This is a genomic window from Pseudomonas sp. WS 5021 (assembly GCF_012985535.1).
In the GTDB taxonomy this organism is placed as follows: Bacteria; Pseudomonadota; Gammaproteobacteria; order Pseudomonadales; family Pseudomonadaceae; genus Aquipseudomonas.
In genome coordinates this window covers 1-15,126 of sequence record NZ_JAAQWP010000016.1, presented here as the reverse complement: position 1 = coordinate 15,126, position 15,126 = coordinate 1, and the positions used below count along the sequence as shown (strand labels likewise).

Below are 15,126 nucleotides of genomic sequence, written 5' to 3'. Positions count from 1 at the left end.
GGCTTGTTAGCTAGGCAGTTCAGCGCCATCGGGAGACACCTCGAACAGAAGCCCTGCTTCCTGGGCTTCAGCTATTTCTCCGAGCGACCTACTGAGCAGCCATTCACTTTCCTCTTCGTGGTCAAAATCGGGAAGCGGTGGAAGATCTTCAGGTTCTAGTTCTAGATTAAGCGCAAGCTGTGCCAGGTCGGAGAAGGTGAATTTGATGGCTATTACTTTTCGGCCTTCTCTTTTCAACTCATAGCTAACATCCAGATTACTTTTCGCCTTGAGCTCAGCAACGGCCGGGTCGATTACCCGTTGGCGAAGGTTATTGAATCGTTGGTAGGCCTCCGATAAACCGAGCGCAACCCGTAAAGACTCGACCTCTATGTATGCCCAACCGGTTTTGCGGAACTGCATGAGCATTTCGAATAGGCGGAATGAGTGGATCGAGTCTAAGCATGCAACACGCCGCAGGTCATAACTGGTCACTTTGCTGTAAAGCATCGATAGGTATGGCATGACGTGGATCGTAAATGACAGCTCTACCCTGCCCTCTCCATCCAGGTACTTAGCGCGGTCAACCCATCGCTTCCGCTCCATGCCAGATCCATCGAAGGTTTTTATATCTCGCTCGTACAACTCATCCGCAGCCACTTTCATCTGCTCGTACGCGTGTCGGAGCTGTACTCCATAGATATCCGAATAGTCTGCAGCAGACACCGACACCTTTTTAGGCATGGGCCTTCTGGGATCAAGCTTGCTAATGGCCGCCAAGATCAAACGCTGTTCGTTGAGTGTTAGCCGATACGAGGCCGTAATCAACGTGTTGGATTTAGTAACCCTGAGTTGCTTTGGTTCTGACTTGTTCGGCTTGGATAAATTGGACATGACTGGCCCTACGCTAGGTTGCCAAACCCTACATCGAGAATGCGTTGTAGTCGATACCCGCGGCGCGATCTCCAACGCAAAGCTAACAAATACGGGCGTTTCAGCGATGTCGAATCTAGACTTTTACACAATACGTAGAATCCGTAGTCGATAGAGAGTAGCCGTAATCTGTAGTCAATCGAGTGATTCAGAGAACAAACATTAGCCGCAATTTGTAGTCGATGATCGAATATTGACCATTGTGATAGCCGTAATTTGTAGTCAATAGCCGATACAGATGCCCGACCCGGTGGCTTTCAAGCCGTCATTGGGCAGCCGTAATTTGTAGTCGACACATACTGGCCGCTCACAGACGTAGCCGTAATTTGTAGTCGATTGGGTCCTACTGCTGTCGTATTGGCTTTGTTTCGACCGACCGATGCGTGGAAAGCGAAATTTGCTCCTACTGATTCAGTACAGGTCCTATTATAAATAAATCCTATATAAATCAGTGAATTAGCGAGTTTTTTGAGTAAATCTCGACTGGCTGTTCAATTTCAGTGCGAGAATTGTCCTGAAATCAAAACCTAAAAACTGGGTGCCGTGGTAAGACCCACCCATTCAGCCGCAATTTGTAGTCGATAGACCAAGACAGAATTAGGAGTTTTGGGCTGTGGATAACGGCCGCAATCCGTAGTCGTTGCAGCCGGAATCTGTAGTCGTATTAGCCGTAATCCTTAGTCGCAAAGCCTGAATCTGTAGTCGCTTTACCGCAATTAGTAGTCGATGATGCTCTGGAAGCCCCGTAATACAAGGCCTGCAGCGTTCTAAAAACAAGAGAACAACAAGATAAAAACAATTAAAAGGCTTTTAAAAGTGAAAAGCTGATTTGCTGAACGTGAGAAATGACGCTCGAGACTGCGTTAATCAAAAAATCGAGACTCCCGCTTTTCAGACGCTAATGCGGTTCGAAAGCAGCACATTCTTCAGGTACGGGAAGCGAAAATGTCCCAATCGAACATGACCTGGAGGATCCCAATGAATACTGCTGCTTTCGCTGGTGTAGCTGCCTATCTGATAAGCATGGCTGCTATTGCACCGGAGCCGGCAAGTCTATCCGTAGGCGTTACAACGATCATCGACGTTCAGCAGCACTACACCATTATTGACAAGATTGGTACGTCATACACGGGTGGCCCCGTACTCAATCTTTCGGAGTGGGAGATCAATATGGAGGGTATTACTGACATCCAGTTAGCCTTTAACGCAAAGGGAGTGCTAGACGTAGCTACGGTAAAAGCAGACAAGCTACATCTGGAAGAGGTTGTGGAAGGCTTGCGAAGCAAGCTTGAGATGACTGGCGATCAATCGAGCCTAGGATCTGAGGACATTTTTTTCAGGTACGGGACGACTGAGGTGATTGTTGAATCGCATCCTCTTGATTCTCAGTTCACAGTCAACTACATCAGCGCAGACTTCAAACGCGCCCGTACCCTGGCTCAACAACAGTACGCTTAGCCAGAACAGTAGTCTCCCCTCCCCTTTTCACCTGAACAGTAATTCGGGCTAAGCAATCAAAAACCGAAATAAAGCCGAACTTGATGCTCAAAAAAACGTGCATAGGTTCGGTTTCAGTAGCCTAAAAAAGCCCTGTACCGTGTTTTCTCCTTGAAAAAGCAGCTTTAAGGATTATGATTGACCTGTATTCAACACATGCAGGGAATTTCATGCAGCAGTCAAGCGAGCAGTTTGAAGAGGAATCGGTCTATTACACCGATTTTTCCACCCTCCTCTACCCACCTAAATTCGCGGCCGATTGCTTCGGATTAACGACTCGTCGCCTGCAAGATATTGAAGATGAAAACGGTCTTGAAATCCGTAGGATTCAACGCGGAACAGTCCCTACTCGCGCTTACACGTTGAGTGACATCTTTGACATTGCAGCGATACGCAGAGCAAAAGGTCAAGCCAAAGGTTTATCACGACAAGTGGTGATTTCGACCTTTGTTCCTAAGGGTGGTACAGGCAAAACCACAGTGACGGTTAACCTGGCCATCTCCCTTCAGATGCAAGGGCTCCGAGTTCTAATCATCGACAACGATCCCCAGGGCGATTCCTCAAGTGAGTTGGGATATGACCCAGATTTGTCAAGAACTGACCTTGAAACTATGGGTATACCGCCAGACCGATATGTTGATGGCAACCTCGGTAACCTGCTGAGCCCCGAACTCAGAGGTAGGCAATTTGAACCGTTGAATTTTGCGCAGGTTGTGAAGAAACCATTCGGTGAAAACGGTCCTCATCTTATCCCTGCTGATGCATATCTTGAGGATCTAGTTGTCGCGTTGGACGCCGAGAATAATATGGATTTCTGGTACGCCGATTGGTTGGAGCGCGCGCGAAACGGTGAGATCGAGGGCATTGATACGTCGAACTATGACGTCATCCTTTTTGACAATGCCCCTACTGCTTCTCGCCTGACTAAAAACTCTATTGTCGCAAGTGACTTCGTTATTTGCCCTGTCCGGATGGATAAGTTCTCTTTCCGCGCATTGATGCGATTGAATGAATGGATGGTTCGTTTCGCGAAGGCTTACCGCCGTTCTCCGGTTGTTTTGGCGATTCCGACGATGTTCATTCGTAACCGCAAACGTATTCTGAACAACCTAGTTGTTCTGAACGATCTGTTTCCAGGACGGGTTGCTGAGGAAAAGCTCTACTATTCAGAAGACTACGGCAAGGCGTTAGATCAAGGTGTCCCGCTGATTGTCTGGAAGGGTGCAACCAACAAATCCATTGATTCTATGCGATCTGTATTCAGCGAGATCCTTCAAAAGGTTCGAGAATTTGCATCCCAGTAAATGGTGCTCCGAGCACCACTGTACATTTCAGGAGACTGGTGCTCCGAGCACCACTTGAGATAACTGGGGTACTGGTGCTCCGAGCACCACCCGAAAGGAAATTGGACAAGACCAAGGTTGATTGAAGGAGAAGAAATGGCTAAGTCAGAGGATTTCCCTGGTAATCCAAAAAAAGCTCCAAGCTGGATGTCAGGAGTAAAACGAGCGCCAGCAGAATTGCCAGAACCCAACTTGAACGTTTCGGTAAGAGAAATGCTTGCTCAGAAACAGTCAGAATCCGGAGGCAATCCGCCGGTTGGACACGAAACTGCAGTAGTGTCTGCAAATGCTCAGGCAATCACAGAAACCAGTAACCTGGTTATAGGAAGTGGGGTGATCGCTGAAATTCGCACAGAGCTAATACGTGTATCTCCATTTCAGCCTCGACTCACGTTCAGTGAAACTGCAATTGAGGAACTCGCCAACTCCATTGCATCAGTTGGCTTGGTCAAGCCTATTACTGTCAGGCCATTAGGAGATGGATCTTTTGAGCTAATTGGAGGTGAGCGTAGATGGAGGGCTCACAAACTACTAGGCCGGGATACTATTACCTCACATGTGCGCGAGTTGGATGACTCTATGGCACAAATCCTGGCACTGACGGACAACGAAGGCCAGGAAACACTCACTGAATACGAGCGAGGAAAATCTTATTCTTCGATATTGGAATCAAAAGGTGAGCGTTCGATTCGAAGTTTGGGAAGGAGAGTAGGGGTAAATCACTCGGTGATTAGTAGATGCCTGCTGCTTATGGAGCTTCCGAAAGCGGTACGTCTGATTCTGGACGAGATACCGTCGCTGATCGGCGGAAAATGGGCTAAAGATTTTGTTCAGTTCAGCAGTACAGCTCCAGAATTACTTCTTAAAGCTGTAACTGCAATGAGAGATCAAAAGTGGAGTCAGGAGCACGCACTGAGGTGGCTGGCTAAGGAAATTGCAGCCCTGAACCAGAAAAATCCGACTAACAAGTTCACCGATACCGAGATCAGCGGGATAGGTCGAGTTCGTGTTGAAGGGAAAAAAGTTGAGGTTCGCTGCGAAAAATCCGTTGATGCTAAACGCTTAGCCGAACAGTTTGAGACCTTTCTAAAGGGAATTGACCGTTCTCTGATCTCTAGTGAATGATTCTCAAAACCATTGTAACTGCATATTTCAGACGATAATTCAGTCTGAAAACATGAACACGAAGGCAAAGTGCCATGACAGAATATGGTTTTTAGACTTCGAGATAGGGATATATGGCAACCGCAGTCGCGCAACCAAAACACAGAGTGGTGCAACCGCAAACTCGATTCACCACCTTCGAACAGCTACCCAAGATCGAGCCTGAGCATTTGCTCGGCCTGAGCCGTATCGAGTTGTTTTCAGTGATAGCAGAACACTGGCTGAAGTGCTCTGCTCCTGCTCGGATACACATGCTGAGCAGTGAAGATCGGTTCATACGCAACGAGGCGAGGGCCCAAAACAAAGCACTAAGCGTCACGCAAATTTGCGTAGACCAAACGCCAGGGATTATTTATGACCAATTCAACCAAACACCACGTCTCTCTGGCGTATGAGCATGAAGGGGAGGCACGGCAAGCTTACGCCGAACTGCACCAGGCGAAGATTTGTGTGACCTTCGCCGGTCTTCCGAGCATAAGATTCCAGGTCTCGCTGAACGACCCCCTGCAGGTGATCTTGGAACTGCCCACAGACCATGGGGGCAAGAAACCCACGGTGTCTTGTGATATCTCATCTATCCCAGAGCTCAAAGTGGCGATGGCAGAGGCATACAGGCAAGGTTGGCTTAGCCCTAAGGTGGCTATGAATGCCTGCCAGTAAACGACCTCGACTTCAGATTTGAGTAACCAGATCTGTATGTCGATATGCTGCCCTGGATGGAATACGCGTGTAGCATTAGCCGGAAGCCTGGCGCATAGGCCTAAGGTTTAACCAAGTTGCTTTATGGATAACCTTTAGCTGCGGGGGTAGAGATTCCGGTAATCACCTATGCTTTAGATAGCCAGGCCGCTATGGAACCATTGGATGGATCAAGGCGCCGGTGGTCTGAGCAATTGAAAAAAAGCATCAAATTAATGAAACTTGTCAAGTCTTAAACGGTCTGTGCAGTCCTAATGTTTGCTGTAGGCATGGCCCTAGCTTATGCTGTGCTATGAGACAACTTTTATAGGTGTTGCCGTTCTGCAAGTCATTTACGAGCTGGAAATGACGTACTTTTGACGCTGTTTTTAGTGGTGAATCAGGACTGTATATTTATACACCGATTAGCATTCAGCCTTTGCCTTGACAGAAAATACTGAGATTCAGCCATGATCACAAAGATTCCGCCTCATGTAGTCAGAAGCTTTCCCTATTGGGAGACTCCACCGGAGCCGGGCCAGGATTTACACGAACTGAAGTGGGGTGTCATGGAAGTCCTTTCAGATAAAACGCTTAGATTCGTTGATACACAGCCAGATCAAGAGGCTCTTGAGGAACTGATAAGCCAACTGCAAGAGAAGATTTAATAGTGATTTAATGTTCTCCAGAAATATTGGCAATCACAATCCCTGCTTAAAACGGCAGGGTTTTTTTTGCCTTGGATTTTATACTGACGGATAACAACGCCACTCAAAATCAGACGTGAAAACGACTTGAAAAAGCGTCATTCCAATTTTTACCCGGTTTATCGTTTCTTGATAGAACATGGAACGAGAAGCTGCATATGCAAAACGTAGATTTGGAGTTTCACGATTACGCTCAACTGTTTCCGCTAATTGTTGGTGATGAGTACCAGGCCTTGCTTGATGACATCGATGCTAACGGGCAGCGCGAGCCGATCGTTCTTTACGAAGGGAAGATCCTTGATGGCCGTAATCGCTATCGAGTTTGCAAGGATCTGCTGATCGAACCCATGAGAGAGGAGTTCACGGGAGATGATGCCCTGGGTTACGTCCTCTCCCTCAACCTGTATCGCCGGCAGCTCACTATTGCACAGCGTGCACTGATTGCTGCCGAGCTTTCCTCCCTACGCGGGAGTAGTGCCATAACGGTTGATCTTGAGAAAGCTGCGGGGCAAGAGTTGGAAGCGGCTAAAATGGCTATTGAGCAGGCAGCTAAAGTGTTAGGTATCAGTCCTCGCTCGGTATCCTCAGCTTGTAAAGTTGTCCGGAACGGCACCCAAGAGTTACTGGATGCAGTGAAGGCCGGCGAAGTCAGCGTCTCTGCGGCTGAGCAGGTGGCCAAGCTGCAGAAAGAAACACAGCAAGAGTTATGTAGCCGCGGGCCCAGGGCGATTCGTAAAGCAGCTAAAGATATGAGGGAAGAGGGCAGGGCAACAACTGGTTCCCCCAAGAAGGTAGTCCCGCCAACAGATAAATCGGGTTCCTTGCCTCCTCCAGTACCACTTGAAGTCGAGGACGATGCAGAGCCTCCTGACACTCCTCGTAACCTGGTAGCAGCTAGAGAACAAGAGTCGGAGGCTTTTTATACATTGGAAAGAAAACCTGCAGCTCAATTGCTTTTCGAAATGGCTGATGCCGGCATGCATTTTGGGCGAGAGGCAGAGGGTGTTGCTGACGACATCATGAATGAGGTTGAAGAAGGGCTAGATCTTCAATTCTTGGCCTTTGTAGTAGATATAGCGAAAAGACTTGAACCCCGGGTTAAGGTCAAAATGCAATCCAAATACGCTGAGGAACCATGAAGGTTGGGATTTTCTGGCCAGGTGTTTTGATAGATCAAAGCCCGCACTGAAAGGAATACCCAGATGCAAACGTCCCAGGACGATACCGTTATGGATTTTGGCCCTAACCTCTTTGGGGTGGATAGCAACACCGCGTCAGGATTTGTCGTCGATGATGCAAACACTACAAACGAGGTGCCAGGTAGCGACGTGCGCTCTCTTCAGAAGCAGGTGCAGAGCTTTGAGCATATCCCGGGACAGACTCCCGATCACCAGGCAGATGCTGACAATGTTCCATCCAAAAATCATGATGTCCCTGGAGGGAAAGCTGACCAGGCAGCTGCACAAACAAGCCCAGGGAAATTAGAGGTAGGTCCTAAAGCCTTGGCCAGTGCGAAAGCAGTCGTAAAGTTTCTCGGCAGCATCACCGGTTTCGACGAGCAAAGCGACAGGCAACGTAGCGTTGTCCGTGACTTGATGTCAAAGCACACCCAGGCAATGGAATTTAAACTTCAGGGACAAAAAGCACCGGAGGGTGAGGATTTCGACTCCATAGCAAAGCAACTTCGTCGAGAAAATAATCGCTTGGACACCCTGCTTGAAGGTAAGGAAATACTCTTCGGTAAGGCGCGAAAAGCCGCCGAAACCGCGATCGAGAATATGCAGAGCGTTATTATCGAAATTAATCGCTTGGAGGAAGAGGGTTAACCCTCTTGAACACAATGAAAAATCAATTGAGCGCCAACATTCAATTCTATGCTTTCTGGCCTTGCACTGGCTTCCTAGCTGGCTATGCATTCCTTACATCGGTAGGCATGATCTAGAACAGGCTCTCAAAGCCTCTCCATAGCCCCAACACGGCTCAGTGGTATAAACCCAACCCAAGGAGACAATATGTCCCTCATTATCGAATACCGCGCAACTGAGGAAGCCATCAAAGAACTTCAGGTCCGGCTGGAAAAATTGAGCGGCAATGAAGCGCTTGTGAAGGAAATGGAGTTCGAGAAGAAGCTCCGGGTATTAATGTCGGAGTATGGAAAACACCTGGGTGACATAATCGCGATTTTTGACCCAGACTACCTTAAAAAAAGAGGCGTCGAGCCGGCAAAGACTCGCGCGCCACGAGTAGTGAAGATTTACCGTAACCCAAACACGGGTGAGCATGTTGAAACCAAGGGCGGCAACCACAAAGTGCTCAAGGAGTGGAAAACGGAATATGGCCAAGACGTAGTGGAGTCTTGGCGAACCCAGTGACTCATGAGCTCACGATGACCTTCAAGATCAAGGCCGGTTACCCCGGCCTTTTTTTATGTTGTTGGTTTGCTAACCAGGTGCTTGGGTTTTTTGAGTTGAATGAGAACGTGGAAAGGAGGTAAATAACTATCAACGGAGGATCAAATGAATATGAATGAGAACGTCGATGAGCGCTTGGTGGCAGCCGTCATGGATGACACACAATCAGATATCGACATTGCACGAATTGCAGTTGAGAAGATCCGGCAGGGAGCTGAAAGTATAGCCGCTGGCATGCACGGCCGTAGCAATGTGACGGCTGCCTTCGAGCATCATGACGGTACACCAATGTCGCCTGAAGAAGTTTTAGCCCACCAGTGCGCCCATGCCGCCAGCATTGGAAAATCGCTAGGTCAGGATTTTTTGCAAAAAGCCCCACCAGCTCTATTGGAACAATTTTCCGCCGTGGCTGGGAACCGTAACGTCGCTGACAGCGGGGCAATGCTCGTTGGCCTGCTGCACGGGTTCATGATCGCATTTGCCACCAAGGAGACTGAAGAGCGAGCATTGAAAGCGATGCTGGAGGTTGCTCGCATCTGCCACGAGGCCAACAATCTTCGTGGCACGACTTTCGGCCAAGCCTCCGAATAAGGTGCGACGGGGGGGAAATAACCGGCTATCCGCTGACACGGGTAGCCGTTTTTTATAGGCTCCAACTAGAAGCATTTCAATCGCATTAATTAACAAAACCTACAACCTTCTCAAGAGCCATGTCTGAAGCCTTCGAGTCCGGTTGACGCATCTTTCAAGCCGCTGGTACCACATTGGCCTGGTCTGATTCCGCATCAGGGGCCGGAGATAGAACTGATACATCGCCCTGTACCTGGGGAGCATTGACGGCAAGATACTCTCCCCAATCCTTCATCAGGACACGCCGCTTATCCAGCAAGTCCCCGCGGTTATATGCTGCTTCAACTTTACTGTTGAGTGTGTGCGCGAGAGCCATTTCGCAAACCTCTCGCTGGTGATCGGTATCTTCAGCTGCCCACGTCCGAAAAGTAGATCTGAACCCATGCGGGACAACCCCATCAACTTGAAGCTGATCAAGCACTCTGGCCATCGCATTGCCGGGAATAGGTCCTGTTCGCCAGGAATTTAGAAATACCCATTTGTCATGCTTTCCGAGCTGCTGCCGCAGTACGTCCAGCATCTGGTCCGTAAGGGGTATTCGGTGAGCCTTACCCGCTTTCATGCGCTCCGGCGGGATGCGCCAGATTTTCATCTCCCAATCAATTTCAGGCCACTGGGCTCCGCTGACCTCCTGATTTCGAGTTACGCTCAATATGGCCAATTCAACAGCGCGAGCTGCAGACCCATCCAGGGAGTCGAGCTTGGCCAACAGCTCAGCTGTGCGAGAAGGTGCTGGAGACGGGAAGGGGACTACCGTATGTGATTGCTTGGGCAAGAGCTTGTCGAGATGACCGCGCCACCGTGCCGGGTTTTCCCCCTGCCGAAGCCTGAGTGCTTTCGCCGCATCAAGCACGAGCTCAATGCGATTCCGGACGCGGTTCGCTGTAACAGGGACCTTGCTCCAGATAGGCGTCAGCACATCCAGTACATCGTCCGTGTCGACTTCGGCTATGCGAAAGCCGCCTATGCAAGGGTAGACATGCTTCGTGAGTGAGTTTTGCCATTGTTGGTGATGCTTCTTAGACCAGCTCGACGAATGAGTGCGAATGTACCTTTCTGCTGAAGCCCGAAAAGTTTGGCTAGTAGTGGTCCGCGAGGCTTTGGTGGCTTTGAGCTTCGCTCGCTCAGCTGCTGGGTCGGTGCCGCGTGCGATATCAAGTCGGTACTTGTCAGCCTCCAATCGTGCATCCCTGAGACTCAATGCAGGGAATTTACCCAGGGAGAGATCGTGACGTTTTTTCGCCAGCATGTAGCGAAAGACCCAACTTTTTCGCTGGGTAGCTGAAACGCGAAGAATCAACCCTCGACCGTCCTGGTAGGAGCCGGGCTGGTCGACGTCCTTGACGAACTTAGGAGTCAGTTTGCTCATGCAGTGCCTTTGGTCACTTGCTGATTCTTTTTGCTCGCTGGCGGCTGATCCTCAAAAGCGAGGGAAATTTTCTCCGGAGGTACGAGGTGTAAGCAAGCAAGCTCATAGCCCGCGCCTGAAGAGAGATGTAATCCGGAATGATCCACAGCGAGAACAGATATCGCTCCAGGCTCCTTATCAAGCTCCTCCCCAAGCCAGTTACTCAGAGCGCCTTCTACAGCATGCATAGTGCCGAAGAAATAGACCTTCTCTGTTACCTCACCGATCAAAACAGAGCGCGGTCCAATCATCGGCCGTAAACCCTCTCGGATAATCGAATCGAGATTTCGGGTTGGCGTGACGTGGTAGATCTGACCAGAAATTTGATCACCTTCGTCGTGCAAATTTGCATCACGGTTTTTCACTACGGGATTCCTCACGGCTCATTCACATACAAGGCGCACATGCTGTAAGCGCCCAAGATCTCGCCGAAATGTAGGAGGATAAGGTATCCCCGTACAAAATGGCTACAGGTCTTATTTAACGTGGCCTGTGAGAAAACCAAAATTCTTTGTCCCACACCATGGCCCACAGTTGCTTACCAATGGAAAATATCCACTTGGAGGCAGAATGTGAGCGTTGGCCTGCAGACGAAAGCTTTGGGGTAATAGGGGGGGGGTTAGCAATGGGGGGGAGGAGGGGGCCCGGAAACCGTATGTGCCCCCGGGGTATCGCTGTAATACTATTGCTTAGCCATACTGGTGTGCTGTACTCAAAGAATTCGTTTACGATCACTCACAAAGGCTTCAACCTTAAGTGTGATTTGTATTGTTTCGGCGTCAAATATATCGTTGATCTTGATTGCCTTTTTTTTGCCATACTTAGTTGCTAGTAGCTCAGTGGCGTGTTTAACGTCTGGGCTTTCCAAAAGCTTTGCCTTAGGATATTTTTTCATTTCGTGTAGTTTGCCAATCCGCATATCTACTTGCGCTTCAGCAGCCTCACACATTAAAAAGCCGAGTTTTTCATACATGCCTACTAGGCTCGGAAAACAACAAAGAGCAATATCTGTATAATTTGACTTTAAGTAATCAATCATTAAAGTCATGAGCCCTTGTTTTCTGTATTTGGAATCAACGCACACATAATTAAGGCCGCACGCGGTGCATGAGTCGTTAGCGCGAGTGAAGGTCAAAAATGCGATTGCCTTTGAATTTACGTCACTAATAAGGATAAGTTCGCAGTCAAGTTGTTTGCCAGAGTGTGCAGTTATCTGCTGTTCTAGATCAGCTAACATCCAAGCGCTGGCAAGACCGAACATCGGATGGTTAGGCTTAACAGGCCGGTTCATAAGTTCAGCGCTGTTGCGCTGTGCTAATCGCAAAATATCGTTTTTTTGGGATTGTTTTAGGGTTGTAAGATCGTGAATGTGCAAAATGTTCATGGACTGTCCTTAGTGTTTCCGCAAGTATATTACTTTGACTGACGAATATTCCACTGATCTCCAAATTTTGAATTTGGCATTTCGATGTCATACCTATGCTGGTTGGAATAGCTTGCACGACATCTGCGCCAGGGCCGGTACGGGCAAAGTTGAGGCGGCCACAGTCTTTGAAAGCTATCTGGGTCCTGAAACCCGCAAGGCTACGCAAGGAATCAGCGTCTGCTCCTACGTCAGTCTCATCCTTTCCGTTGGTAATGAGGATCGCCTGGATCGTCTGAGACCCATCAACCGCAACGGTGTATTGCAGAGTACTCTCGTGCGTTTTGGGGTGCCACTGACCCGCTTTTTCGCCGCATCTTGTTGTAAATCGCAACCAAGCAATGAGAACGCGACAGCGACGAAAAATAGTTGCCACATAAAAGGTGCTACCCTAAAAATCTGCTCACATGCCGCAAAGCGTCGAGCAAAAGCTACGGAAGTTAAGTAAGGGCTACTGAAATTCCGAATTAGAATAATGCGAATTGATGTCCGTTAATTTGCTTGGTCGTTGGCAATGGCTTGATACATTCATCTGATATATGTACTGAATCCCGTTGTGAATTGCTTCGTTCTTGAGTGTTCCCTAGTTTATAATTCCAACCTCCTAGAATATGCGCAGGGGTGTACCACAACTCACGCTCTTCCATCATTAGCGTATTGCCGAGGATTACGATTGCAGGAATATGCAGAATGCTGAGTTGAAGATAGGTCATATGAACTGCTCGTGAATCTAAATCCTGTGCAACTACATGAAGGGCGCTTTGGAAGCTTACTCCCTTGCTGGTTAATGCGTCGGCGAAGGCAATAGGCATGGCTCCCGCGCCACATGCGGGTTCAGCTACAGTTATAAAACCCCGCTCCTGCAGTCGTTCATGTAGATCTTTACCGTCGCCTATAAGTTGTGTGGCCATTATTTGACAGACAGGGTAGGGGGTAAAGAACTGCCCTCTTGAGCTATTACCGAGTTCCAACTCACCGAATACTCGGCCCAGTACATCATCAGGGCCATACTCCATTGCCATGGTTAGTTCCGCGAGCATTTGGGGAAACCGGTGCAACTCATTCGGTTCATACTTCTTAATAAGGCTCAGATAGCGGTTTTCACGCTCATTACGGTGCGCCAGGTCCACGCTGTTGCTCATCGCTAACGCGCCCATTTCGCAGAAGTCGGCGAACACATCCCACAAGTGATGGCGGTGGCTGTTTGCGTTTAGCAGGCGAATGAGGGTTTTGCGGTGTTCTGCCGGGTTCGAGGCCTTGGTGTATGCGCGTGGTTTTTTTGAATTAGCCATGGTGCTTATCGGACGCTATTTGGTAAGTTACAAAGAACTTAACCCTTAGTGATAAGAACCCAAGACCTCGTTAGATCACCGCTTTTCTAGCTAATAGATCTCATTGGGTGCAGCAGCGCTTGTAGCAAAAACGAAGCGCATGCCCCCCAGGTGGTCCATTCTTCAAAATGCAAACTCTTGCTGGCGATCTGCGAAGCTACACCAGCGTGCGTAACACTCAGAATTACCTATTTCCATTTCGATATTATCGGCATAGCCCCGTATGCGCGCGTCACGGATTAACTCGGCTATTACTTCGTCGCTGTCGCCCATTTCGAAGCATGTGTCAAAAGTTCGTTCACCAAGACCTTCATACCCACGGTCCCACAAAGTGTACCTGGTGATCTCATGCACCAGCATGTGGCGGTAGGCCAGCTGTACAAAGCGAACACGAGCTTTTAAGCCCGAAGCGGTTGAGAGGCCTACTTTGTCGCGTAGACCATACAGTTCGTTGATGGTGGCGGTGGTGTAAGACACAAGGCGATCCGAGTTTTCCTAGAGATGCCTTCAGGCTACGGCAAGGGCCCGGAACCCCAACTATTTCAGCGCGTTTTGAATGGGCCGACGCCAGACAGTGGCGTGGTCAGGGTTTCGTAGGGAGCAGGGGAGGGGATCAATCCCTACCTTGATCCCGCTGTATTGGCTTGAAGGAGTTCCATTCCGAGAAAAAACCGTGGGTGATTTTAGGATCGGTGCCGAGCTACATCCGGGCGCGATCGTCGATCTGGAAAAGCCCAACCTCAATCTACTGGTGGGGAGAAACGGACTGGCCAGCAAAGACTTTATGTTCGAATTGTTTTGCCTCGGCCCGCTTGGGGTGGGCTTAGGTACGGCGGAGGAGTTTTCCTGAATCAGATCTCGCTACCGCCGATTCACCCGCCGGTAAGATAGCCATCGGCGCCGTCGCGTATGTTTACCATGATCTCTGCCGGCGCTGTACGCTCACGAGAACAGCAACTTGATCAGCGAAAGAAGAGTTCGCTTTGGCGCTTCCGGTCCCACTGGAGTGCTTGCCGTACGGTAGGCGGCCATCAGGTGAACATCGTTGGCCAACATCCGGTAGACGCACTGGTTTGCGTCTGGGGTCGGTTTATGCAACTGGTACCCAAGATGTTTGTTGATATACAAAGCGACCGCGGCACTGCGGGATCGGCCGGCCTGGCAATTAACCGCGATATTTTCCCCCAGGTCTGCAATTTCCCGTATGCGCTCCCTCAGCACGTCAGCCTTGCTGCTGAGCAGGTAATCGACGTAATTCCGCTCAAAGTCCTGCCCATATATCTCGATGACTTCTTCGTCAAAGCCGGCGTCAATGAAGTGGTGATAGCTCACGCTCTTCCAGCGTGCTTCGTTGATTCGTGCCTGATCGTCAGGGCCATCAGATATAGATATCAGATGACAGTCAGGGCCTGGCAAGTATCCCTCAGCATCGCTGCGCGATAAGAAGGTGCAGCAGGGTATCGGTTTCTTTCGTTGCATTTATTCTCCTGCTTTATGAATCGCCCCTAGTTTCGTAGACACCTCCAAGCCTTAAAATGAGGCCCATTAGGAGGTGCCATGAGCAACCAGCGATATCCCGAAGAATTCAAAATCCAGGCGGTCAAACAAGTGACCGAAAAGAA

Annotated in this window: 17 protein-coding genes; 10 read left to right on the top strand and 7 right to left on the bottom strand. The window is 49.3% G+C overall.

The features are described from left to right. Positions 1 to 6 precede the first annotated feature (6 nt). On the bottom strand, positions 7 to 873 hold the full coding sequence (locus HBO19_RS27915; RefSeq protein WP_076965359.1) for a replication initiation protein: 867 nt from the start codon (positions 871 to 873) through the stop codon (positions 7 to 9). Positions 874 to 1,890: 1,017 nt separating this feature from the next. Between HBO19_RS27915 and HBO19_RS27910 the strand changes: the two genes are divergently transcribed. The 8 genes from HBO19_RS27910 to HBO19_RS27875 all read left to right on the top strand — a co-directional run bounded on the left by HBO19_RS27910 (position 1,891) and on the right by HBO19_RS27875 (position 9,303). Beyond that, a complete protein-coding gene (locus HBO19_RS27910; protein WP_169899440.1) occupies positions 1,891 to 2,370 on the top strand; it encodes a hypothetical protein in 480 nt (159 codons plus the stop codon). Positions 2,371 to 2,579: 209 nt separating this feature from the next. Further along, entirely contained in the window at positions 2,580 to 3,713 is a 1,134-nt protein-coding gene (locus tag HBO19_RS27905) for a ParA family protein (RefSeq protein WP_169990628.1), read from the top strand. Between the two features lie 135 nt (positions 3,714 to 3,848). After that, positions 3,849 to 4,877: a ParB/RepB/Spo0J family partition protein gene (locus HBO19_RS27900; protein WP_076965343.1), complete on the top strand. Its 1,029-nt coding sequence runs from the start codon at positions 3,849 to 3,851 to the stop codon at positions 4,875 to 4,877. Between the two features lie 393 nt (positions 4,878 to 5,270). Beyond that, positions 5,271 to 5,576: a hypothetical protein gene (locus tag HBO19_RS27895; RefSeq protein WP_076965345.1), complete on the top strand. Its 306-nt coding sequence runs from the start codon at positions 5,271 to 5,273 to the stop codon at positions 5,574 to 5,576. An 883-nt stretch (positions 5,577 to 6,459) separates the two neighbouring features. Next, positions 6,460 to 7,440, top strand: coding sequence for a plasmid replication/partition related protein (locus tag HBO19_RS27890; protein WP_076965369.1), 981 nt, complete (start codon positions 6,460 to 6,462; stop codon positions 7,438 to 7,440). A 63-nt stretch (positions 7,441 to 7,503) separates the two neighbouring features. Next, positions 7,504 to 8,127: a hypothetical protein gene (locus HBO19_RS27885; RefSeq protein WP_169899438.1), complete on the top strand. Its 624-nt coding sequence runs from the start codon at positions 7,504 to 7,506 to the stop codon at positions 8,125 to 8,127. Between the two features lie 186 nt (positions 8,128 to 8,313). Then, positions 8,314 to 8,673 (top strand): histone-like nucleoid-structuring protein, MvaT/MvaU family, encoded by a 360-nt coding sequence (locus HBO19_RS27880; RefSeq protein WP_076965292.1) that lies wholly within the window; start codon positions 8,314 to 8,316, stop codon positions 8,671 to 8,673. Positions 8,674 to 8,817: 144 nt separating this feature from the next. After that, positions 8,818 to 9,303, top strand: a complete 486-nt coding sequence (locus HBO19_RS27875; protein WP_076965293.1) for a hypothetical protein — start codon at positions 8,818 to 8,820, stop codon at positions 9,301 to 9,303. A gap of 154 nt (positions 9,304 to 9,457) precedes the next feature. Here HBO19_RS27875 and HBO19_RS27870 read toward each other — a convergent pair whose 3' ends face one another. The 3 genes from HBO19_RS27870 to HBO19_RS27860 form a co-directional block, all read right to left on the bottom strand. Next, positions 9,458 to 10,711, bottom strand: coding sequence for a site-specific integrase (locus HBO19_RS27870; RefSeq protein ID WP_076965294.1), 1,254 nt, complete (start codon positions 10,709 to 10,711; stop codon positions 9,458 to 9,460). Next, positions 10,708 to 11,115 (bottom strand): hypothetical protein, encoded by a 408-nt coding sequence (locus HBO19_RS27865; RefSeq protein ID WP_076965295.1) that lies wholly within the window; start codon positions 11,113 to 11,115, stop codon positions 10,708 to 10,710. The genes HBO19_RS27870 and HBO19_RS27865 overlap by 4 nt, the downstream gene beginning before the upstream one ends. A gap of 347 nt (positions 11,116 to 11,462) precedes the next feature. After that, positions 11,463 to 12,134, bottom strand: a complete 672-nt coding sequence (locus HBO19_RS27860; protein WP_076965296.1) for a GNAT family N-acetyltransferase — start codon at positions 12,132 to 12,134, stop codon at positions 11,463 to 11,465. 34 nt (positions 12,135 to 12,168) lie between these two features. Here HBO19_RS27860 and HBO19_RS27855 point away from each other — a divergent pair, with 34 nt between their 5' ends. Beyond that, a complete protein-coding gene (locus HBO19_RS27855; RefSeq protein WP_154220724.1) occupies positions 12,169 to 12,621 on the top strand; it encodes a hypothetical protein in 453 nt (150 codons plus the stop codon). 19 nt (positions 12,622 to 12,640) lie between these two features. Here the strand turns inward: HBO19_RS27855 and HBO19_RS27850 are convergent, their stop codons facing one another. Then, positions 12,641 to 13,465, bottom strand: coding sequence for an N-6 DNA methylase (locus HBO19_RS27850; RefSeq protein WP_076965297.1), 825 nt, complete (start codon positions 13,463 to 13,465; stop codon positions 12,641 to 12,643). A 162-nt stretch (positions 13,466 to 13,627) separates the two neighbouring features. Beyond that, positions 13,628 to 13,981: a hypothetical protein gene (locus tag HBO19_RS27845; RefSeq protein ID WP_076965298.1), complete on the bottom strand. Its 354-nt coding sequence runs from the start codon at positions 13,979 to 13,981 to the stop codon at positions 13,628 to 13,630. 148 nt (positions 13,982 to 14,129) lie between these two features. On the opposite strand from HBO19_RS27845, the gene HBO19_RS27840 reads away from it, so the two are divergent. Continuing rightward, a complete protein-coding gene (locus tag HBO19_RS27840) occupies positions 14,130 to 14,354 on the top strand; it encodes a hypothetical protein (RefSeq protein WP_130898285.1) in 225 nt (74 codons plus the stop codon). Positions 14,355 to 14,446: 92 nt separating this feature from the next. On the opposite strand, the gene HBO19_RS27835 is transcribed toward HBO19_RS27840, so the two are convergent. After that, complete coding sequence (locus tag HBO19_RS27835; RefSeq protein ID WP_076965299.1) at positions 14,447 to 14,983, bottom strand: dual specificity protein phosphatase family protein; 537 nt, start codon at positions 14,981 to 14,983, stop codon at positions 14,447 to 14,449. Positions 14,984 to 15,126 lie beyond the last annotated feature (143 nt).

Excerpts from the sequence above, each read along its gene's own strand:
- HBO19_RS27915 (WP_076965359.1), bottom strand. The coding sequence starts at position 873 with ATGTCCAATTTATCCAAGCCGAACAAGTCAGAACCAAAGCAACTCAGG.
- HBO19_RS27910 (WP_169899440.1), top strand. The coding sequence starts at position 1,891 with ATGAATACTGCTGCTTTCGCTGGTGTAGCTGCCTATCTGATAAGCATG.
- HBO19_RS27905 (WP_169990628.1), top strand. The coding sequence starts at position 2,580 with ATGCAGCAGTCAAGCGAGCAGTTTGAAGAGGAATCGGTCTATTACACC.
- HBO19_RS27900 (WP_076965343.1), top strand. The coding sequence starts at position 3,849 with ATGGCTAAGTCAGAGGATTTCCCTGGTAATCCAAAAAAAGCTCCAAGC.
- HBO19_RS27895 (WP_076965345.1), top strand. The coding sequence starts at position 5,271 with ATGACCAATTCAACCAAACACCACGTCTCTCTGGCGTATGAGCATGAA.
- HBO19_RS27890 (WP_076965369.1), top strand. The coding sequence starts at position 6,460 with ATGCAAAACGTAGATTTGGAGTTTCACGATTACGCTCAACTGTTTCCG.
- HBO19_RS27885 (WP_169899438.1), top strand. The coding sequence starts at position 7,504 with ATGCAAACGTCCCAGGACGATACCGTTATGGATTTTGGCCCTAACCTC.
- HBO19_RS27880 (WP_076965292.1), top strand. The coding sequence starts at position 8,314 with ATGTCCCTCATTATCGAATACCGCGCAACTGAGGAAGCCATCAAAGAA.
- HBO19_RS27875 (WP_076965293.1), top strand. The coding sequence starts at position 8,818 with ATGAATATGAATGAGAACGTCGATGAGCGCTTGGTGGCAGCCGTCATG.
- HBO19_RS27870 (WP_076965294.1), bottom strand. The coding sequence starts at position 10,711 with ATGAGCAAACTGACTCCTAAGTTCGTCAAGGACGTCGACCAGCCCGGC.
- HBO19_RS27860 (WP_076965296.1), bottom strand. The coding sequence starts at position 12,134 with ATGAACATTTTGCACATTCACGATCTTACAACCCTAAAACAATCCCAA.
- HBO19_RS27850 (WP_076965297.1), bottom strand. The coding sequence starts at position 13,465 with ATGGCTAATTCAAAAAAACCACGCGCATACACCAAGGCCTCGAACCCG.
- HBO19_RS27835 (WP_076965299.1), bottom strand. The coding sequence starts at position 14,983 with ATGCAACGAAAGAAACCGATACCCTGCTGCACCTTCTTATCGCGCAGC.